At 64.7% G+C, this 18,927-nt stretch carries 16 protein-coding genes and 1 pseudogene; 12 read left to right on the top strand and 5 right to left on the bottom strand.

Features of this window, described 5'->3' with window-relative positions; genetic code table 11:
• Window positions 1-53 precede the first annotated feature (53 nt).
• From galE to XpruCFBP8353_RS03100, 3 genes are all read left to right on the top strand, one after another.
• A complete protein-coding gene (galE, locus tag XpruCFBP8353_RS03110; protein ID WP_101361869.1) occupies window positions 54-1,031 on the top strand; it encodes a UDP-glucose 4-epimerase GalE in 978 nt (325 codons plus the stop codon).
• Between the two features lie 119 nt (window positions 1,032-1,150).
• Window positions 1,151-2,887: a type IV-A pilus assembly ATPase PilB gene (pilB, locus tag XpruCFBP8353_RS03105; protein ID WP_101361868.1), complete on the top strand. Its 1,737-nt coding sequence runs from the start codon at window positions 1,151-1,153 to the stop codon at window positions 2,885-2,887.
• Between the two features lie 67 nt (window positions 2,888-2,954).
• Entirely contained in the window at window positions 2,955-3,074 is a 120-nt protein-coding gene (locus tag XpruCFBP8353_RS03100; RefSeq protein WP_101362453.1) for a pilus assembly protein, read from the top strand.
• A gap of 318 nt (window positions 3,075-3,392) precedes the next feature.
• Here XpruCFBP8353_RS03100 and XpruCFBP8353_RS03095 read toward each other — a convergent pair whose 3' ends face one another.
• Together XpruCFBP8353_RS03095 and XpruCFBP8353_RS03090 are read right to left on the bottom strand one after the other, a co-directional pair.
• Window positions 3,393-4,847 (bottom strand): sigma 54-interacting transcriptional regulator, encoded by a 1,455-nt coding sequence (locus XpruCFBP8353_RS03095; protein ID WP_207759566.1) that lies wholly within the window; start codon window positions 4,845-4,847, stop codon window positions 3,393-3,395.
• A gap of 269 nt (window positions 4,848-5,116) precedes the next feature.
• On the bottom strand, window positions 5,117-6,730 hold the full coding sequence (locus XpruCFBP8353_RS03090) for a sensor histidine kinase (protein ID WP_101361866.1): 1,614 nt from the start codon (window positions 6,728-6,730) through the stop codon (window positions 5,117-5,119).
• 232 nt (window positions 6,731-6,962) lie between these two features.
• Between XpruCFBP8353_RS03090 and sucC the strand changes: the two genes are divergently transcribed.
• The 5 genes and pseudogenes from sucC to XpruCFBP8353_RS03065 all read left to right on the top strand — a co-directional run bounded on the left by sucC (window position 6,963) and on the right by XpruCFBP8353_RS03065 (window position 11,544).
• Complete coding sequence (sucC, locus tag XpruCFBP8353_RS03085) at window positions 6,963-8,132, top strand: ADP-forming succinate--CoA ligase subunit beta (RefSeq protein WP_101361865.1); 1,170 nt, start codon at window positions 6,963-6,965, stop codon at window positions 8,130-8,132.
• Window positions 8,133-8,156: 24 nt separating this feature from the next.
• Entirely contained in the window at window positions 8,157-9,032 is an 876-nt protein-coding gene (sucD, locus tag XpruCFBP8353_RS03080; RefSeq protein ID WP_011038208.1) for a succinate--CoA ligase subunit alpha, read from the top strand.
• Between the two features lie 150 nt (window positions 9,033-9,182).
• Window positions 9,183-9,445, top strand: a pseudogene (locus XpruCFBP8353_RS24060) (hypothetical protein); the annotation flags it as partial.
• A 64-nt stretch (window positions 9,446-9,509) separates the two neighbouring features.
• Window positions 9,510-9,881, top strand: coding sequence for an endonuclease domain-containing protein (locus XpruCFBP8353_RS03070; RefSeq protein ID WP_101361864.1), 372 nt, complete (start codon window positions 9,510-9,512; stop codon window positions 9,879-9,881).
• Window positions 9,882-9,903: 22 nt separating this feature from the next.
• Window positions 9,904-11,544: an NAD+ synthase gene (locus XpruCFBP8353_RS03065; protein WP_162300928.1), complete on the top strand. Its 1,641-nt coding sequence runs from the start codon at window positions 9,904-9,906 to the stop codon at window positions 11,542-11,544.
• On the opposite strand, the gene XpruCFBP8353_RS03060 is transcribed toward XpruCFBP8353_RS03065, so the two are convergent.
• The gene (locus tag XpruCFBP8353_RS03060) at window positions 11,538-12,515 is read right to left on the bottom strand and encodes a hypothetical protein (RefSeq protein ID WP_101361863.1); all 978 of its coding nucleotides are present in this window, start codon (window positions 12,513-12,515) and stop codon (window positions 11,538-11,540) included. The genes XpruCFBP8353_RS03065 and XpruCFBP8353_RS03060 overlap by 7 nt on opposite strands.
• A 335-nt stretch (window positions 12,516-12,850) precedes the next feature.
• Complete coding sequence (locus XpruCFBP8353_RS03055; protein ID WP_101361862.1) at window positions 12,851-13,732, bottom strand: outer membrane protein assembly factor BamD; 882 nt, start codon at window positions 13,730-13,732, stop codon at window positions 12,851-12,853.
• A 120-nt stretch (window positions 13,733-13,852) separates the two neighbouring features.
• Here XpruCFBP8353_RS03055 and rluD point away from each other — a divergent pair, with 120 nt between their 5' ends.
• The 4 genes from rluD (at window position 13,853) to XpruCFBP8353_RS03035 (ending at window position 16,688) form a co-directional block, all read left to right on the top strand.
• Window positions 13,853-14,848 (top strand): 23S rRNA pseudouridine(1911/1915/1917) synthase RluD, encoded by a 996-nt coding sequence (gene rluD / locus XpruCFBP8353_RS03050; protein WP_101361861.1) that lies wholly within the window; start codon window positions 13,853-13,855, stop codon window positions 14,846-14,848.
• 1 nt (window position 14,849) lies between these two features.
• Window positions 14,850-15,665 carry a peptidoglycan editing factor PgeF gene (gene pgeF / locus XpruCFBP8353_RS03045; RefSeq protein WP_101361860.1) on the top strand — a complete coding sequence of 272 codons (816 nt, stop codon included), beginning with the start codon at window positions 14,850-14,852 and terminating at the stop codon, window positions 15,663-15,665.
• Between the two features lie 2 nt (window positions 15,666-15,667).
• Window positions 15,668-16,192 carry a DUF4166 domain-containing protein gene (locus XpruCFBP8353_RS03040; RefSeq protein ID WP_207759589.1) on the top strand — a complete coding sequence of 175 codons (525 nt, stop codon included), beginning with the start codon at window positions 15,668-15,670 and terminating at the stop codon, window positions 16,190-16,192.
• 70 nt (window positions 16,193-16,262) lie between these two features.
• Window positions 16,263-16,688, top strand: a complete 426-nt coding sequence (locus XpruCFBP8353_RS03035) for a thiol-disulfide oxidoreductase DCC family protein (protein ID WP_101361859.1) — start codon at window positions 16,263-16,265, stop codon at window positions 16,686-16,688.
• Window positions 16,689-16,813: 125 nt separating this feature from the next.
• Here the strand turns inward: XpruCFBP8353_RS03035 and XpruCFBP8353_RS03030 are convergent, their stop codons facing one another.
• On the bottom strand, window positions 16,814-18,682 hold the full coding sequence (locus XpruCFBP8353_RS03030) for a methyl-accepting chemotaxis protein (protein WP_101361858.1): 1,869 nt from the start codon (window positions 18,680-18,682) through the stop codon (window positions 16,814-16,816).
• Window positions 18,683-18,927: the final 245 nt, after the last annotated feature.

Raw genomic sequence — 18,927 nt, 5'->3', positions numbered from 1 at the left:
CTGGTTGGAGGCGCCGGATTTCGTAGTGTTTTATCGGACTTGGAGTCGAACGGATGTGGGACATCCTTGTCTGTGGAGGGGCGGGGTATATCGGCAGCCATATGTCGCATTGGCTGGCCGAACAAGGGCATGTGGTGACCGTGCTGGACAACCTGTCCACTGGACACCGCGAAGCAGTGAAATGGGGCGAGTTCATCCATGCAGACTTGCTAGATGAAGCATCGCTGGCGCGAGCCTTCGATAAGCGTCGCTATGACGTGGTGATGCATTTTGCCGCGACCTCGCTGGTAGCCGCATCAGTGGATGAACCGTTCCCTACCTATCAGAACAACGTGACTGGTACGCTGAACCTGCTGGCGCAGATGCGCCGCCGAGGCGTGGAAAAACTGGTGTTCTCTTCCACTGCGGCGGTATTCGGGCAGTCGCCGGTGGCGCTGATCGATGAGCACCAACCAATGCACCCGATCACGCCTTATGGTGCTAGCAAGCTGATGGTCGAACGCATCTTGGCAGATGCGTATGCGGCCTATGGTTTGTCTTCGGTAGTACTCCGCTACTTCAATGCTGCCGGTGCCCTTGCCGAGCATGGCATTGGCGAGGCGCATCCGTGTGAGACGCATCTGATTCCGAACGCGCTGAGGGCGGCGGCCGGGAAAGCGCCGCCGCTAAAAGTGTATGGCGCAGACTATCCCACGGCCGACGGCACCTGCATCCGCGATTATGTCCACGTGCAAGACCTTGCCAGAGCTCACGCGCTGGCAGTTTCTCTACTGGAATGCAGTCCAGGGGCACACGATTTCAACCTGGGCAGTGAGCAGGGCTATTCGGTCATGGATGTCGTCGCTGCGGCAGAGCAGGTGGTCGGTCGGCCCGTGCCTTTCGAGCTGGTTGGGAGGCGTCCTGGAGACCCGGCGCGTTTGGTGGCCTCCAGTGCCAAGGCACGGCAAGTGCTGGGTTGGGAGCGGAGCTGGCAAGATATGTCCGCGATCATTGACAGTGCCTGGCGCTGGCACCGTACGCAGCCGTTTTGAAAGCAGTGAACGGTTTACGAAAGCATGCGTCCACTGGAGTTGCACGGTTAATATGTTTACTCGAAATTTCAACACGGCGCCCGCCTTGGGCGATGCGTCGGGCTCAATAGGGGAGACGCATGAACGCCGTTAACACCGCTAACCTCGTCGGCATTACCGGCCTTGCCCGTCGCCTAGTCCAGGATGGCGCGCTGGATGAAGCTGCTGCTCGCGATGCCATGGCAAAGGCGGCTGCAGCCAGGCAGCCGCTGCCAATCTGGCTTACTCAGAACAAAGTCGTCGGTGCTGCGCAACTGGCCGCTGCCAACGCAGTCGAGTTCGGCATGCCATTGATGGACGTGTCGGTATTCGACGCCAGCCAGAGCGCCGTCAAGCTGGTCAGCGAGGAATTGCTTCAGAAGCACCAGGTGCTGCCTTTGTTCAGGCGCGGCAACCGGTTGTTCGTTGGGGTGAGTGACCCGACTCAGACACGTGCGCTGGACGACATCAAGTTCCATACCAATCTGGTTGTCGAGCCGATCTTGGTCGATGAGGACCAGATCCGTCGCACTCTGGAGCAGTGGCAGGCTAGCAATGCCTCGCTTGGCTCCTCCCTCGGTGACGATGACGAAGAGATGGGGGATCTTGACGTTTCGAGCGGCGACGAGGACATGGGCGCCGGCGGGGATTCCGGGGTCGATGCCAAGGGCGACGACACGCCGGTGGTGAAGTTCGTCAACAAGGTGCTGGTGGATGCGATCCGGCGGGGAGCCTCCGACATCCATTTCGAGCCCTACGAAGACGATTACCGGGTGCGCTTGCGCATCGACGGCCTGCTGAAGAATGTGGCCAAGGCGCCGGTGAAGCTGAGTCAGCGCATTGCCGCGCGCCTGAAGGTGATGTCGCAGCTGGATATCGCCGAGAAGCGGGTGCCGCAGGACGGGCGCATCAAGCTCAACCTGTCCAAGACCAAGCAGATCGACTTCCGCGTGAGCACCTTGCCGACCCTGTTCGGCGAGAAGGTGGTGCTGCGTATCCTGGACGGCAGCGCAGCCAAGCTGGGCATCGAGAAGCTGGGCTATGAGGCGGACCAGCAGAAGCTGTTCCTGGATGCGATCCACAAGCCCTACGGCATGGTGCTGGTGACCGGGCCGACCGGTTCCGGCAAGACGGTGTCGCTGTATACGGCCTTGGGCATCCTCAACGACGAGACGCGCAACATCTCCACGGCCGAGGATCCGGTGGAAATCCGCCTGCCCGGCGTCAATCAGGTCCAGCAGAACAACAAGCGCGGCATGACGTTTGCCGCGGCCTTGCGCTCGTTCCTGCGCCAGGACCCGGACATCATCATGGTCGGCGAAATCCGCGACCTGGAGACGGCCGAGATTGCGATCAAGGCGGCGCAGACCGGCCACATGGTGCTATCGACGCTGCACACCAACGATGCGCCGCAGACCATCGCACGTTTGATGAACATGGGCATCGCGCCGTACAACATCACCTCGTCGGTGACCCTGGTGATCGCGCAGCGTCTGGCGCGTCGGTTGTGCAACAACTGCAAGCGCAAGGCGAACCTGCCCGAGCATGCGTTGCTGGCCGAAGGCTTCACGCCGGCGCAGATCGCTGCCGGTATCGAACTGTACGAGGCGGTCGGTTGCGACGAGTGCACCGAAGGCTACAAGGGCCGTACCGGTATCTATCAGGTGATGCCGATGACCGACGAGATCGGCGCGATCGTGCTGGAAGGCGGCAATGCGATGCAGATCGCCGAGGCCGCTCAAAGTATCGGCATCCGTGATCTGCGCCAGTCGGCCTTGATGAAGGCCGCGCATGGGGTGACCAGCCTGGCGGAGATCAATCGGGTGACCAAGGACTGAGCGCCCTCATCCGCCCTTCGGGCACCTTCTCCCGCGGGCGGGAGAAGGGAGTTTTGTCGACGTTGTGTTGCAGGCAGGTGCTCTGCTGATTTGCCTCGGTATCCGCGGTTTGCGCCAGTCGGCCTTGATGAAGGCCGCGCATGGGGTGACCAGCCTGGCCGAGATCAATCGGGTGACCAAGGACTGAGCGCCCTCATCCGCCCTTCGGGCACCTTCTCCCGCAGGCGGGAGAAGGGCAGTAGCGTGCTTTGCGTGGTGGGGTGGTGGTGCCTTGAGCCGCCCTCGGGCAGTTTATTGCGCCGACGTGAAAGGGCTGAGCGGCGGGGAGTTGGGATTGGGGATCAGGGAAACGCCAAGTCGAACCGTGCGTGTACTGCTATCGACTTGGCTTCGGCCCCGCGAGAGCAATCGAAGCTGCAAGATCTTCCCGATTCCCGATTCCCGATTCCCGATTCCCGATTCCCAATTCCCAATTCCCAATTCCCAATTCCCAATTCCGCCCTCTCTACTCCATCCCCAACTTCTTGAGCTTGTAACGCAGCGCCCGAAACGTGATGCCCAGCTGCGCGGCGGTCTTGGTCTTGTTCCAGCGGTTTTCTTCCAGCGCCTTCTGGATCGCGGCGCGTTCCAGCTGCTCGATGTAGGAGGGTAGGGCGGCCGAGGCGGGGTCGATGTCGACGACGGCTTCGCGCGGTTCGACGGCGGCGCTGCCGGGCGTGGCGGCGAGGCGGTGCCCGCCGTGGGCAGGCAGGCGCAGGTCGGTGGCGCTGATCTGGTCGTCTTCGGCCAGGGCAAGGGCGCGTTCGAGGATGTTTTCCAGTTCGCGCACGTTGCCGGGGAAGCCGTAGTGATTCAATGCGTCGAGCGCGGATTGGGTCAGCAGTGGAATGGGGCGGCCGTGACCGTGCGCCAGGCGCGCGATGATGGCAGCGGCCAGTTGCGGCAAGTCGCCGCCGCGTTCGCGCAGCGGTGGCACGCGCAGTTCGATCACGTTGATGCGGTAGTACAGGTCATGCCGAAAGCGGCCGTCGGAGACCAGGTCGCCCAGGTCCTTGTGGGTGGCCGAGAGGATGCGCACATCCACCAGCGATTCGCTGGAGGCGCCAACCGGGCGCACCGACTTTTCCTGGATGGCGCGCAGCAGCTTGACCTGCATCTGCAACGGCAATTCGGCCACTTCGTCCAGGAACAACGTGCCGCCGTGTGCGGCCTGGAATAGCCCGGGCTTGTCGGCATGCGCGCCGGTGAAGCTGCCTTTCTTGTGGCCGAAGAATTCGCTCTCCATCAGCTCGGCGGGAATGGCGCCGCAGTTGACCGGCACGAACGGGCCGGCGGCACGTGCGCCTTGCTCGTGGATGGTGCGTGCGACCAGCTCCTTGCCCACGCCCGATTCACCGACGATGTAAACCGGCGCCTGGCTGCGCGCGACCTTGCCGATGGTGGCGCGCAGGCTTTCCATGGCGCCGGAGTCGCCGAGCAGGCGGCTGGCCTGTTCCGGTGGTGGCGCGGGCGGGGCGGGGCGGTCGCGGTTGTTCAATTCCAGTGCGTGCTTGACCAGGCCGCGCAGCACGCCGATGTCGACCGGCTTGCTGACGAAATCGAAGGCGCCGGCTTTCAATGCTTCCACTGCCAGGTCCATGCTGCCGAACGCGGTGATCATCGCCACCGGGGTCTGCGGGTACTGTCTGGCGATTTCGGTGACCAGTTCGATGCCATTGCCGTCGGGCAAGCGCATGTCGGTCAGGCACAGATCGTAGGGATTGTTCGCCAGCAATTCGCGGGCTTCGGCCAGATTGGCGGCGGTGCTGATGCGCAGCCCCATGCGGCCCAGGGTGAGAACAAGCAACTCGCGGATATCACGCTCGTCATCGACAACCAGGGCGCTTTTGGGTTCGTTCATGGGACGCACGATAGCCCAGCGTGATGATGGTCGACAATTGTCGACCGGGTCGCGGCTCAACGATTCACCTGCAGCGCAGGGGCATCCATGTGGTTTTTTGAGCGTTTGCGATGAGCAGATGCCAGTCGGCGAAGGGGGCGTGGCCAAGGGCAGCTTTTCGAACGGATCTGCTGCCGAGAGCCTCCCCCGCCCAAACCCGCGCGACCTGACAGCCCGTTGCTGCGGGGCATTGGCACCGTCGGTCACTGCAACTGTCTGGTATCGGACAAGCTGCGCGATCGACTCGATATCACCACATCAGATATCCCACGCAGCCGACGGCCGAGCACTCACTTCCGAAGTAATCCGTTTGGTCCCTGCAACGAAATCCGGAAACACGCGCCGCCGCCGGGGATCGAGACGTACTCCAGTTGTGCCTGGTTGGCGCGGCAGAGTTCCTGCGCGATGTACAGGCCCAGGCCAGTGCCGTGTTCGGAGGTGGTGTAGAACGGGCGGAACAACTGCGCGGCGACGGCGTCGGGGATGCCGGGGCCGCGGTCCACGACATCGATCACCGCCATGCGCTCAAGGCGTTCGACGCGCAACTTGACCCGTGCCGGTTCGTCCATCACCCGACCGTACTTGAGCGCGTTGTGGACCAGCGCGGTGAGGATCTGGTGCAGATGCTTGGGGTCGACCAGGGCATGCACCGAGCTGCCCTGGATGCTGGCCTCCAGGATGTCGGTCTCCATGGACAAGGTCTGCCGGTACTCGACCACGAAGCGCCGCACGAATGCGGCCAGATCCAGGTTGTCAGGGGTGGCGCGTTCCCGGCGCGCCAGTGCGAGCACGCTTTCGACGATGCCGTTGGTACGCTGACATTGCTGATGAATGATCTGCAACAGGCGACGGTCGGCATCGCCGATGTCCGGCGACTCCTCCAGCAACTGCGAGGCGTAGCTGATTGCGGCCAGCGGGTTGCGAATCTCGTGCGCCAGGCTGGCCGAAAAGCGCCCCATCGCCGACAACGTCAGCGATTCGGCGCGACGCGACACCACCGTGGCGTCGTCCAGAAACACCAGCACCAGGTCGCTGTCGGCGAGCAGGCGCACGAAGCGCGGCTGCACTTCCGGGCGGTCGGCGCCGAGTTGCAGCGGGGCTTCTTCCTGGCGCCAGCCACTACGCCAGCGCTGTAGCCGGCGGGCCAGTTCCGGGGTGAGTGTCACCAGCGATAGGTCGGCCGGCGCATTGCGTGGGTCGCCATCGCCAAGCAGGGCCAGTGCCGCCTCGTTGGCCAGCGAGATGCGGTTATGCGCATCCACCACCAGAACACCGGTGCGCATGCGCCGGATGATCAGCTCGTTGATCTCATACAGATTGGCGACCTGCGCACCGCGCTCTTCGGCCAAGACCTGGTTGCGGCGCGCGCGCGAGGCGATCTGCTCGCAGATGAAGGCCACTGCGACGTAGCTGGTGGCAAACATCGCAAGCTCCGCGACCGGGCGGGTGGCGCCGCCGCCCTCGAGCACGGTCCACAGGTATTCCAGCAGGATGGCCGCGCTGGCGAGCACGGCGATGCTCATGCCGTAGCGCAGCCGTAGCAGGATCGAGGCGGCCGCCACGTTGAACAGCAGCATCATCGCAATGCCGGCGCTGGCGCCGGGCAGCGCATGCGTGGCCAGGGTTGCGGCCAGGATGTCGGCCACCACCGCGCATAACACGGTCGCAGTGAGGCGGCGTTCGCTGCGGCCCCAGAACAGCAGCGGGATCGCCATGCACAGGTAACCGATCGCCACGCCGGCGGCCAGGTGCGGGTAACGCGGCTCGGGGATGGCGTCGGACAACGGGCTGAACACCAGTGCGGCGATCAGGCCGGCCACCAGCACCCGGTACAACGAGAAAAAGTACAGCTCGCGCTGCGGCGCGGACTGGATCCGGGCGATGAGCGATGCGATGGATGCCAAGCCGATTTCCCCGCTGGAGCGAGCCGCGAGTATAGGCAGGTGCGCGGTCTGCGCAGCGCTTGCACACAGAGTCGGTCCGCGCGCAAGCGCTCCGATCAGCCGGCCGATCCCGGCGACTTTTGCGCCGCACGGCGTGGTCGGCCACAATAGGCGGCCCGTTCGCGTCCCATGACGTGCCGCCCTGGCGGTCTGCGTTGCACGCAGCGGTCGTTTCCTTTTCCCACGGTGACGCATGAATTTCCACGAATACCAGTCAAAACAGCTGCTTGCCGAGTACGGCATCCCCGTTCCGGCCGGCAAGGTCGCGGCGACCCCGGACGAAGCGGTTGAAGTCGCCAATTCCCTGGGCAAGGGCCCTTGGATGGTGAAAGCGCAGATCCACGCGGGTGGCCGCGGTAAGGCTGGCGGCGTCAAGTTCTGCAAGACCACCGACGACGTGAAGGCCGCAGCGGCCAAGATGCTCGGCACCAAGATGTCCACCTACCAGACCGCCGGCGTCGAGCTGCCGATCAATCTGGTGCTGGTGACCACCGCCGGCGAGATCGTCAAGGAGTTGTACCTGTCGATCCTGGTCGACCGCGGCACCAAGACCATCACCTACATCGCCTCGAGCGAGGGTGGCGTGGAGATCGAGCAGGTTGCGGCCGAGACGCCGGAACTGATCCACGCGCTCAACGTCGATTTCGTCGAAGGCGTGCAGGGCTACCACGGCCGCGATTTCGGCTTCAAGCTCGGCCTGACCGCCAAGCAGGCCGGCCAGTTCGCCAGCATCATGGTGAACCTGTACAAGCTGTTCAACGAAAAGGATCTGGCGCTGGTTGAAATCAACCCGCTGGCGATCCTGGACGACGGCAACCTGTACGCGCTGGACGGCAAGTTCGACAGCGACGACAACGCCGCGTTCCGTCAGAAGCAGTTGATCGCCATGCGCGACAAGACGCAGGAAGACGAGACCGAAGTCACCGCTTCGGAGCTGGACATCAACTACGTCACCATGGACGGCAACATCGGTTGCATGGTCAACGGTGCTGGTCTGGCCATGGCCACCATGGACGTCATCAAGCTCAACGGCGGCGAGCCGGCGAACTTCCTGGACGTGGGCGGCGGTGCCAACAAGCAGCGCGTCATCGAAGCGTTCAAGCTGATCCTGTCCTCGGACAAGGTCGAAGGCATCTTCGTCAACATCTTCGGTGGCATCGTCCGCTGCGACATGATTGCCGAAGGCATCATCGCTGCGGTCAAGGAAGTGGGCGTCAAGGTTCCGGTCGTGGTGCGCCTGGAAGGCACCAACGTGGAAGAAGGCAAGCAGCTGCTGCGCGACAGCGGCATGGCTATCATCCCGGCCGACAACATCAACGACGGCGCCAAGAAAGTCGTTGAAGCTGTCAAGAACGCCGCCTGATCCACGACACCGAAGGAACTATCCATGTCCGTTTTGATTAACAAGAACACCAAGGTGATCGTGCAGGGCTTCACCGGCCAGCAGGGCACCTTCCACGCCACTCAGATGATCGAGTACGGCACCCAGGTCGTCGGCGGCGTGACCCCCGGCAAGGGCGGCACCACGCATATCGACCTGCCGGTGTTCAACACCGTCGCCGACGCCGTGCAGAGCACCGGCGCCGATGCCTCGGTGATCTACGTGCCGCCGCCGTATGCGGCCGACGCGATCCTGGAAGCGGCTGCGGCCGGCATCAAGGTCATCGTCTGCATCACCGAGGGCATCCCGGTGCTGGACATGCTGCGCGTCAAGAACGTGCTGACCCGTTCGCATCCGGACACCGTGTTGATCGGGCCGAACTGCCCCGGCGTGATCACTCCGGGCGAGTGCAAGATCGGCATCATGCCGGGCCACATCCACAAGCCGGGCAAGATCGGCATCGTGTCGCGTTCGGGCACCCTGACCTATGAAGCGGTCAAGCAGACCACCGAAGTGGGCCTGGGCCAGAGCACCTGCATCGGTATCGGTGGCGACCCGATCAACGGCCTGAACTTCGTCGACTGCCTCAAGCTGTTCAACGAAGACCCGCAGACCGAAGGCATCATCATGGTCGGCGAAATCGGTGGCGACGCCGAGGAAGCCGGTGCCGAGTACATCAAGCAGTTCGTCAAGAAGCCGGTGGTCGGCTTCATCGCCGGTGCGTCGGCTCCGGCCGGCAAGCGCATGGGCCACGCCGGTGCGATCGCATCGGGCGGCAAGGGCACGGCCGAAGGCAAGTTCGCGGCGATGGAAGCCGCTGGCGTCAAGACCGTCCGTTCGCCGGGTGATCTGGGTGCGGCGATTGCTGCGCTGGTGAAGTAAGCACGCCGCGCGCGCAAGCGTGTGAGCGTCAGAAAGGCCGCCTTCGGGCGGCCTTTTTTTGTTGGTGCTTGGGAGCTTGCCCTCATCCGCCCTTCGGGCACCTTCTCCCGCAGGCGGGAGAAGGGAGGGGCAAGCGCAGGTGTGAGTGTTGTGGCGGTAGGAGTTACAACTGTGCAGCAGCAGCAGCAGCAGCAGAAGCAGAAGCAGCAGCAGAAGCAGAAGCAGAAGCAGAAGCAGAAGCAGAAGCAGAAGCAGAAGCAGAAGCAGAAGCAGAAGCAGAAGCAGAAGCAGAAGGAGCGTTAGGTCAGACGCAGACCGATCCACCGTCTGCCTTTCGCCTGGGATTTCCCCTCTCCCGCTTGCGGGAGAGGGGTAGGGGTGAGGGCAGCTTTCCTTACATCCCCCAACGGCCGCAGCCGATAGCGAGCAGCGGCGCTCCACACCAAGCTGTGAGCTCTCCAGACCTGGGAGCTCCCGATGCGCACCGGTGAAAAAATCGGCTTTGCAAAGACCTTGCGGCGCGAGATGACTGCCGCCGAGCGTTTGCTTTGGTCTCGCCTGCGTGATCGGCGCTTGCTGGGATTCAAGTTCCGCAGGCAGTGTCCGGTGGGCCCGTATGTCGCCGATTTCGCTTGCCTGGAACGCACGCTGATCGTGGAACTAGACGGCAGCCAACATCTGGACGCGCCCTCCGATGCCATGCGCGAGGCCTTCCTGCACCGCAAGGGCTTCCAGCTGCTGCGCTTCTGGAATAATGAGGTACTGGTGTGCACCGACACTGTCTGCGACGCGATTGCGCAACGGCTCTGCGTTGCCCGCTTCTCTCTTTCTCCTTCCGGCGTTCGGTAGGAATCTGCAAAAGGCTGCCGATATGTCCCAGACCCTCCGCATCGCCATGGCCCAGTTCGACTTCCCGGTTGGGGCGGTGGCAAAAAATACCGATCGCATCATCGAGTACATCGCCGCAGCGCGCGACGAGTTCGAGGCCGACATCGTGCTGTTTCCCGAACTGGCGATCAGTGGCTACCCGCCGGAAGATCTGCTGTTGCGGCCCGGCTTTCTGGCCCATTGCGAGCAGGCGTTGGCACGGATTGCGGCTGCCACGCGCGGCATCGTTGCAGTAGTCGGCTGGCCGCAAAGCGCCGGCAGCGTGGTCTACAACGCCGCCAGCGTGTTGCGCGACGGGCGCATCGAGGCGACCTACCGCAAACGCGAATTGCCCAACTACGCGGTGTTCGACGAGCGCCGCTATTTCGACGTGGACCCGGATGGCGACAACTGCGTCGTCACGATCAAGGGCGTGCAGGTGGGTGTCGTCATTTGCGAAGACCTGTGGTTTGCCGAGCCGCTGGCCAAGACCGTGCAGGCCGGCGCCGAGCTGGTGCTGGTACCCAATGCCTCGCCGTACGAGCGCGGCAAACACGCGCAGCGCGACGCGCTATTGGCCGAGCGCACACGTGAGAGCGGGGCGGCAATCGCCTATCTCAACGTCGTTGGCGGCCAGGACGCGCTGGTGTTCGATGGCGCCTCGGTGGTGGCCGATGGCGATGGCACCGTGCATCCGGCCGCCGCCGCCTTTGTCGATCAATGGCTGGTGGTGGACTACGCCGCCGGCGAGCGCCGCTTCACCCCGGTGACCTGGGTGGACGATGGCGACGAGAGCATGGACGCGCTGGCCTGGCGCGCGGTGGTGCGTGGCCTGCAGGATTACTGCCGCAAGAACGGCTTCAGCAAGGTGTGGCTGGGGCTCTCCGGCGGTATCGATTCGGCGCTGGTACTGGCGATGGCGGTCGATGCGCTGGGCGGCGATAACGTCACCGCCGTGCGGCTGCCGTCGCGCTACACCGCCTGTCTGTCCAACGATCTGGCCGAGGAGCAATGCCGCGCGATGGGCGTGAAGCTGGAAACCATCGCGATCGAGCCGGCCTTCGAAGGTTTGCTCGCCGCGCTGGGCCCGATGTTCGAGGGCACCCAGCCGGATATCACCGAAGAAAATCTGCAGTCACGCAGCCGTGGTGTGATCCTGATGGCGCTGTCCAACAAGTTCGGTGGGCTGCTGCTGACCACTGGCAACAAGAGCGAGTACGCGGTGGGCTACGCCACCATTTACGGCGATATGTGCGGTGGCTACGCGCCGCTGAAGGATCTGTACAAGACCGAAGTGTTCGGCCTGGCGAAATGGCGCAACACCGTCGGCGGTGCGCCGGTCATTCCGCCAGCGGTGATCTCGCGTCCGCCATCGGCCGAGTTGCGCGACAACCAGACCGACCAGGATTCGCTGCCGCCCTACGATGTGCTCGACGGCATCCTGTACCGCTACGTCGACCAGGAGCAGTCGCGCGATGAGATCGTTGCCGCCGGTTATGCGGCCGACACCGTCGAACATGTGCTGCGCTTGGTGCGAATCAACGAATGGAAGCGCCATCAGGCCGCGCCCGGGCCGAAGGTGTCGCGGCGCGCGTTCGGTCGCGAGCGGCGTTACCCGATCACCAATGGCTATTCCGGTCAGTAACCCGGCGCGCCGGCCATCGCGGCGGTGGCCGGCGGTTGCGCGAAGCCGGTGAGCAGCTCCAGGGTCGGCTTGGGCCGCGTCAGGTCGTACATCAGGCCGAAGTGGCCTTCCGCTCCCTGGATGGTGGTCTGGTCCAGCAACTCGTAGACATTGATCTCCGACACCACGTCGGCATAGTTGCTGCGCACGTTGCGCAGCAGCTGCGCCAGGCTGTCGTAGCAGCCGCCATCGCCTTGCGTGCCGCCGGTGGTATTGCCGGTGTAGACCTCGGCGCAGTTCAGCTCGTTGAAGAACACCGGTGTCCTGTAGGTCTGCGCCGCCGTGCGTAGCTGGCCCAGATACAAGTCCGTCCAGTAACCGGCATCGTGGTGGAACGCGTAGTAATGGAAGCTGATGTGGTCGAAGTCGAAGCCGGCTGCCTTGGCCTTGGCAAGAAACCATAGCGAACCATTGCGATCGCCCGGGCAGCGCGCGGTGACGCTGCGGTCGTCGCTGTTGCAGGCGGTGATGTTGATGGTGAAACGCAGTCCGGCACCCAGTTCGTTGGAAGCCTGGCGCATGCCCAGATACATGGTGGTCATCGCGGCGATGCGGGTGTCGGCCTCGGCGCGTACCAGGTCCTGTTCGTTGCCGATCTCCCAGACCTTGATGTCGTCCGCATAGCGGCGCGCCAGTTGATAGCCGATCTCGCGCGACATCGGATAGACCATCGGGCGCAGGGTGATGCCGTACTGACGCGCCAGTGAGACCAGCGCATCGAGCGTTGCGTAGTCGCGCGGATCCACATCGAATCGGTAGCTGCGCAGATTGCGCGCCGCCAGCAGCTTGAAGCGTGCCTCGGCCTGGCTCATGGGATAGCCAGGGCGATTGTCGTGGGCGTTGACGCCGTAGACGATGGGCGCGGCGGTGGTCGTCGTGGCCATTGCCGCCAGCAACACGGCGAGCACGAACGGGACGATGCAGCGAGACATGCGGCCTCCTGAGCTGACGCCAGCGGAGAGTCGGATCTTCTTCACAACCGAGTATAGGCAGCGCGCAGGGGCGGTTCGGTGATCTGGTGCCGGGTCTTGCGAGGTGCTCGCAGCTGTCGCAGCTCGGCGCGACTCGCGCTACTGGAGAGGGTGGGACGCGGGCGCGTGAGGCTGGACAGGGGATCTCCCGGCCGATCAGGCATCACCGTCGTCAGACACCACAAGCGCCTGCGGCGATCAGCGCGCCGTTGCAGGCGTGTGGCTGCATCCGCGTCGCCGCAATAAATAAAGGGGCCTTGCGGCCCCTTTACTCATGACACCGGCGACTGATGATCTCAGTCGCGATTCATCTGCGCATTGCGCTGACCGGTGGCGGCAGACTTCTCGCCGGCAAACGGGTTGAGCTTGCGGATGGCCCAAGGGTACTTCGGCCAGTTGCCGGTCAGCCATGGGTGCTGCGGGTCGTTGAGCTCCAGCACGCGGCGTGCGTCGGCCGCCAGGGTCTTGTTGCCCAGGTGCGTGTAGGCCTCGGCCAGCACCGCAACGGCGTCGTATTGATAGGCGCTCTGCGGATAGGTTTCCAGCAGGTAGTTGGCGCGGCCGGCAGCAGACACCCATGCATCGCGCCGCAGGTAGTACAGCGCGTTGTCCAGCTCGTGCTGGGCAAACACGTCGCGCAGCTCGATCATCCGCTTGCGCGCGTCGGCCGCGTAGCGGCTGTTCGGGTAGCGGTCGGTGACGGTATTGAAGTCGTTATAGGCCTGCTGCGGCGACGACAGGTCGCGACGGCTCGGGTCCAGCGACCACACGCGACGCAAGAACACCGTGTCGCGGTTGCTGTTGGCCAGCCCGCGCAGGTAGTACAGATACGAGATGTTGCGGTGGGTCGGGTAGGTCCGGATGAAGCGGTCGACGCTGGACACGGTGTCGTCGTGCTTGCCGGCCTTGTACTGGGCGTAGGCGCTTTCGATCATCGCCTGCTCGGTGTACGGTCCGTACGGGTACTGGGCGATCAGGCGCTTGAAGCTGGCTTCGGCGCCAGACCAGTTACCCTTCTCCATCAGATTGTGGGCCTTGCCGTAGAGCTGCTCGACCGGCATGCCCTCGTCGGGATTCTTGTCCTTGGCACCGCGGTGGCAGCCGGTGACGACGAACGCCATGACCAGCATGAGGGCAATCAGGCGCGCAGGCGCGGAAAACGTGGACCGTCGGATCATGGGTCTGGGCAGGACGCATCAGGAAAACGAGAGCGCGATGATAGCCTAGTGGCCTGTCCGGCGACTGACTCTTGCCGCCCGGACTCCCAAATTCCCGCTTTTGCCTGAGTGCCTGTGTCCATGTCCGACCCATCTGCCGAACCCCTCGACCCGTCCATCCGCCAAGCGATCGTGCCCGATAACGCCGCCGGACGCCGTTTCGACGCGGTACTGGCCGAGCTGTTCCCCGAATTCTCGCGCTCGCGGCTGTCGGAGTGGATCAAGTCCGGCGACGCGCTGCTGGATGGCGCCATGGCGCGCCCACGCGACACCTTGCGCGGCGGCGAAAGCGTGCAGGTGCAAGTGGTGCTGGAAACCCAGACCCACGCCGCGCCGCAGGACATCCCGCTGAACGTGTTGTACGAAGACGATCAGGTGCTGGTGATCGACAAGCCGGCCGGCCTGGTGGTGCATCCGGGCGCCGGCAATCCGGACGGCACCCTGGTCAATGCGCTGCTGTTCCGCGACCCGGCGCTGGCGGCGGTGCCGCGCGCTGGCGTAGTGCACCGCCTGGACAAGGACACCAGTGGCGTAATGGTGGTGGCGCGTACCGTGCAGGCGCAGACCGCGTTGGTGGAGCAGCTGTCTGCGCGTGACGTGCATCGCCAGTATCTGGCGGTAGTGGTCGGTGCGCTGGTCTCCGGCGGCACCGCCAATGCGCCGATCGACCGTCACCCGCGCGACCGCCTGAAGATGGCGGTACGCGACGACGGCCGCGATGCGGTGACCCATTACCGCCTGCGCGAGCGCTTCCGCGCGCACACCGCGCTGGAGTGCCGGCTGGAAACCGGGCGTACCCACCAGATCCGCGTGCACATGGCGCACCTGAAATCGCCGATCGTCGGCGACCCGCTGTACGGCGGCGCGCTCAAGCTGCCCAAGGGTGCCACCGACGAGCTGGTGCACGAACTGCGCACCTTCAAGCGCCAGGCGCTGCATGCCGAAACCCTGGAATTCCTGCATCCGGTCAGCGGCGAGCCGGTCCGCGCCAGCGCGCCGGTGCCAGCCGACCTGCAGCGGCTGATGGCCGCGCTGCGCGAAGACAGCGCACGCGCCGCCGAGCTGGCACGCCGCTGACGTGGCTGCCGCCGCACCCTTCGTGCTGCCGGCCGACTGGCCGGCGCCACCACGCATCCATGCGCTGACCACGCTGCGTTACGGCCTGGGCGGCTCGCTGGCGCCGTTCGACACGCTCAACCTCGGCAACCGCAACAGTGCCGATGGCGACACGCCGGCGCAGGTGGAACGCAACCGGGCGCTGCTGGTCGAGGCGCTGGCACTGCCCGGCACCCCGCAGTGGCTGCGTCAGGTGCACGGGGTGGAGGTGTTGCGTGTCGACGCGCCCGTGCTCGCGCCCGGCGAACAGCCGCCTGCAGCGGGCATTGTCGCGCCAGGCGCGCAGGAACCGGTCGCCGATGCAGCGGTAACCGCCGTGCCCGGCGTGGTGCTGGCGATCCTCACCGCCGATTGCCTGCCGGTCGTGCTCGCCGCTGCCGATGGCAGCGAAGTTGCCGCCGCGCATGCAGGCTGGCGCGGCTTGGCCGACGGCATGCTGGAGCGCAGCGTGGCGGCGATGCGCACGCCGCCGCAGCAGGTGATTGCATGGTTGGGGCCGGCAGCGGGGCCGCAGGTCTATGAAATCGGTGAAGACGTGTTCAACGCCTTCGTCGCGCACGATGCGCAGGCGCAACGCGCGTTTGTTGCGACCCGCCCGGGGCATTGGCGGGTGGACTTGTATGCATTGGCGCGTCAGCGCCTGCAGCATGCCGGTGTGCCGGCCAGCGCGATCCATGGCGGCGGGCTCTGCACCATCTCCGAGCCGCAACGCTTCTTCTCGCATCGTCGCGACCGCCGCAGCGGACGCATGGCCACGCTGGCATGGATCGCGCCCTGAGCGTGCCGTTGTTTGCGCAGGTGTTGGGGCAGGACGCGTTCGCGCAGCTGCCTGCGTCGGTGCGCGCGCTGCATTCGGTGCAGCAGCGGCAGACCTTCGCCGGCCGGGCAAGGATTCAACGCGGCACGCACGCGCTGGTCCCGTTACTGGCGCTGTTGAGCCGCTTGCCGCGCAGTGGCGAGGTGGAGGTCGAAGTGGAGTTTCTCACTGACGCGACAGGCGAGCGCTGGCATCGGCGGTTCGGCGGCCTGCCGATGCATTCGCGCCTGTGGCGCGAGGGCACGCGCCTGCGCGAACATCTGGGCGCGGTGCGGTTCGAATTCGCGCTGCGCGCCGACGCGCAATCGCTGTACTGGCAGGCCACGCGGGTATGGGCATTGGGCTGGATCCGGTTGCCTGCGCGCTGGTTCGAGCAGGTGCGTTGCCGCGAGCATGCCGACGCCGGGCGTTACGGATTCCTGGTCGACGTGCACTTGCCGCTGGTCGGCCCGTTCATTCGCTACGAGGGCTGGCTTGAACCGCGTTGATCCACCGCTCGCTGACGTGTCTCAGCTGGAGTCGTCTCGGTTGGAGCCTGCTCACTCGAAGCCGTCGCGCGTGGAGCCGCCCGGCCGTCAGCCAGGTGCTGTGCCCGCGACCATCGTGTTCGATGGCGTGTGCCTGCTGTGCAATGGCTGGGTCAAGTTCCTGCTGCGCCACGATCGGCGCGGGCGTTATCGCTTTGCCGCGATGCAGGGGCAAGCCGGGCGCACGCTGCTGCGGCAGCATGGGCTGGATCCGGATGATCCGTTGTCGTTTCTGCTGGTGGACGACACCGGAGCATGGACCGACAGCGATGCCATCGTGCGCGTGCTGGCGGGATTGGGGGGCTTGTGGCGCGTGGTCACCGTGTTGCGCGTGGTGCCACGCGGCCTGCGCGATATCGGTTATCGCCTGATCGCACGCAACCGCTATCGCTGGTTCGGCCGGACCGAGCACTGCATGCTGCCCACACCCGAGCAGCGCACGCGGTTTTTGGATTGACCCTCACTGCCGGCAAGCCATCTCCGCGTAGGAGCGCATCTGGGCGCGAGGCGGCCTTACCGGCAACGCTTCCTCGCGCCCGAGGGCGCTCCCACGGTGATTGTGCGATGCGCTGTGCTGGCGTCTTATGCCGCCGCGCTTTTGAAACTCGCGTGCACGCCATTCGGGTTGCCGCTGTGCGCAGGCTGCAGGCGGAAGATCGATACCGCATCGGCCAGTTCCACGGCCTGTTCTTCCAGGCTGCGCGCAGCGGCGGTGGCTTCTTCCACCAGTGCGGCATTGCGTTGGGTCACTTCGTCCAGCTGCGCGACCGTGCGGTTGACCTGCTCGATGCCGCTGGATTGCTCGGCGCTGGCCGAGGTGATCTCGCTCATGATGTCGGTGACGTGTTTGACCGAGCCGACGATCTCGCGCATGGTCGCGCCGGCGCGGTGCACCAGGCCCGAACCCAGCTCCACCTTGTCGGTGGAATCGGCGATCAGCGTCTTGATTTCCTTGGCCGCATCGGCCGAGCGCCTTGCCAACGCACGCACTTCCGATGCCACCACCGCGAAACCGCGGCCCTGTTCACCGGCACGTGCGGCTTCTACCGCGGCGTTGAGCGCCAGGATATTGGTCTGGAACGCGATGCCGTCGATGACGCCGATGATCTCGCCGATCTTGCGCGAGGCAGTGCTGATCTGGCCCATGGTGGCGACCACGTCGTCCATCACCTGGCCGCCGCTCTGCGCCACTTCGCCGGTACCTACGACCAGGCGATTGGCTTGCAGTGCGTTCTCGGCGTTTTGCTTCACGGTGGAGGTGAGCTCTTCCATCGAGCTTGCGGTTTCTTCCAGGTTGGCCGCCTGCTGCTCGGTGCGTTCGGACAGGTCCGTGTTGCCGACGGCGATTTCCACTGCGGCCTGGCGAATGGTGTCCGATGCGCTCTGGATGCCGCCGATGATTTCGGTCAGACGGGTGACGGTCTGGTTGGTGTCGTCGCGCAGACGCGCGAAGATGCCATGCGCATCACCGTCCACGCGCTGGGTGAGGTCACCTTCGGCCAGCGCAGCGATCACGCGGGCCAACGCGCCCAGATGGATTTCCACCGAGTCGTAGATGCGGTTGATGCCTTGCGCCAGGGTCAACAGCACGCCATCCATGCCATCGATCTGCATGCGATGGCTGAAATCGCCGGCGGCGGCGTCGTCGATGATCTGGATCAGCGCCTGCTCGGCGTTGACCTGCGCGGTGACGTCCATCCACTGCGCGATGGTGCCAAGTTTGCTGCCATCGGCGGCAATGATCGGGCTGTAGACGAAGTCGATCTGGCGGCCAAAGAACGGCGCACGCACAGCCTTTGAGGCGTTCAATGCGCGCATGCGATCGATCGCAGCCTGGCTGTCCGGATAGATGTCGCCGATGCTGCCGCCGACGAAGCCTTCGGCGTGGAAGGTGGGACGGAAGCTCTGCACATCCGGCTCGATCAGCTTGAGCATGGCGAGCAGCTTGCGGTTGGCGAACAACACCTGGCCATCGTCGTCGGCGATGCGGATCATGGTGTCCAGATCGTCGAGCGCCTTGATCACGAACTGGCCATGGCGCAGGCCTTGTTCCATCACATCGATACGGATGGCGAGCTTGTCCTGGGCATCCTGCAGCGCATGCAGCAGCGGTGCGAGTTCGCCGGAGGCGTTGCGCAGGTCCAGACGCTGGGAGCGCCCTTCGCCGATTGCCACCGCCGTGCTCACGGCTTGCTGCAGTTGCGCAGCGTGACGCCGGCGCGCCCACCACCAGAGGCCGGCGCTTGCCGCGCCCAGCACCAGCAGGGCGGGCAGCAAGCGTCCTAGCCCGATCAGAAAGCCGCCGGGCAACAGCGTGGCGGCGTGGCAGGTGAGCAAGGCCAGCAGCCCGATGTGTGCAGCGGCAGGCAGCCATGTAGTCCAGGTGATGCGCGCAACGTGTCGACCGGCAGGCGGTTGGGCAACGAGGGCGGCATCGTGTGAGGGCAACATAGGCTGAGTCCGGCTGGGGGGGCTGATACGGGGAGCAGTATCCGGCAGTCCGTGGGCTGCAGTGTGGTATCGGCGGCTGAGCCCGAATAATGAAGGTGTGAAGGCGCCGTTCGTCCGAATGTGACAATCAGGTCCCGAAAAACTTGATGTCATTGATATGGAAGCGATTTCAATGAGGCCGGGTATGTGCGCTGGACCTGATCAGGCGCCTGAAACGCCAATTTGATTGTAAATTCTGAGTGAAA

This window comes from Xanthomonas prunicola (assembly GCF_002846205.1).
Classification (GTDB): Bacteria; Pseudomonadota; Gammaproteobacteria; order Xanthomonadales; family Xanthomonadaceae; genus Xanthomonas; species Xanthomonas prunicola.
Note: the sequence above shows the minus strand (reverse complement) of the source record. Positions and strands in the feature narration are given on the sequence as shown.

What these genes read in the sequence shown, in the direction of transcription:
- XpruCFBP8353_RS03030 (WP_101361858.1), bottom strand. Translation starts at nt 18,682, where the DNA reads ATGTTGCCCTCACACGATGCCGCCCTCGTTGCCCAACCGCCTGCCGGT.
- rluD (WP_101361861.1), top strand. Translation starts at nt 13,853, where the DNA reads ATGTCCGACCCATCTGCCGAACCCCTCGACCCGTCCATCCGCCAAGCG.
- galE (WP_101361869.1), top strand. Translation starts at nt 54, where the DNA reads ATGTGGGACATCCTTGTCTGTGGAGGGGCGGGGTATATCGGCAGCCAT.
- XpruCFBP8353_RS03065 (WP_162300928.1), top strand. Translation starts at nt 9,904, where the DNA reads ATGTCCCAGACCCTCCGCATCGCCATGGCCCAGTTCGACTTCCCGGTT.
- XpruCFBP8353_RS03060 (WP_101361863.1), bottom strand. Translation starts at nt 12,515, where the DNA reads ATGTCTCGCTGCATCGTCCCGTTCGTGCTCGCCGTGTTGCTGGCGGCA.
- pilB (WP_101361868.1), top strand. Translation starts at nt 1,151, where the DNA reads ATGAACGCCGTTAACACCGCTAACCTCGTCGGCATTACCGGCCTTGCC.
- sucC (WP_101361865.1), top strand. Translation starts at nt 6,963, where the DNA reads ATGAATTTCCACGAATACCAGTCAAAACAGCTGCTTGCCGAGTACGGC.
- sucD (WP_011038208.1), top strand. Translation starts at nt 8,157, where the DNA reads ATGTCCGTTTTGATTAACAAGAACACCAAGGTGATCGTGCAGGGCTTC.
- XpruCFBP8353_RS03070 (WP_101361864.1), top strand. Translation starts at nt 9,510, where the DNA reads ATGCGCACCGGTGAAAAAATCGGCTTTGCAAAGACCTTGCGGCGCGAG.
- XpruCFBP8353_RS03055 (WP_101361862.1), bottom strand. Translation starts at nt 13,732, where the DNA reads ATGATCCGACGGTCCACGTTTTCCGCGCCTGCGCGCCTGATTGCCCTC.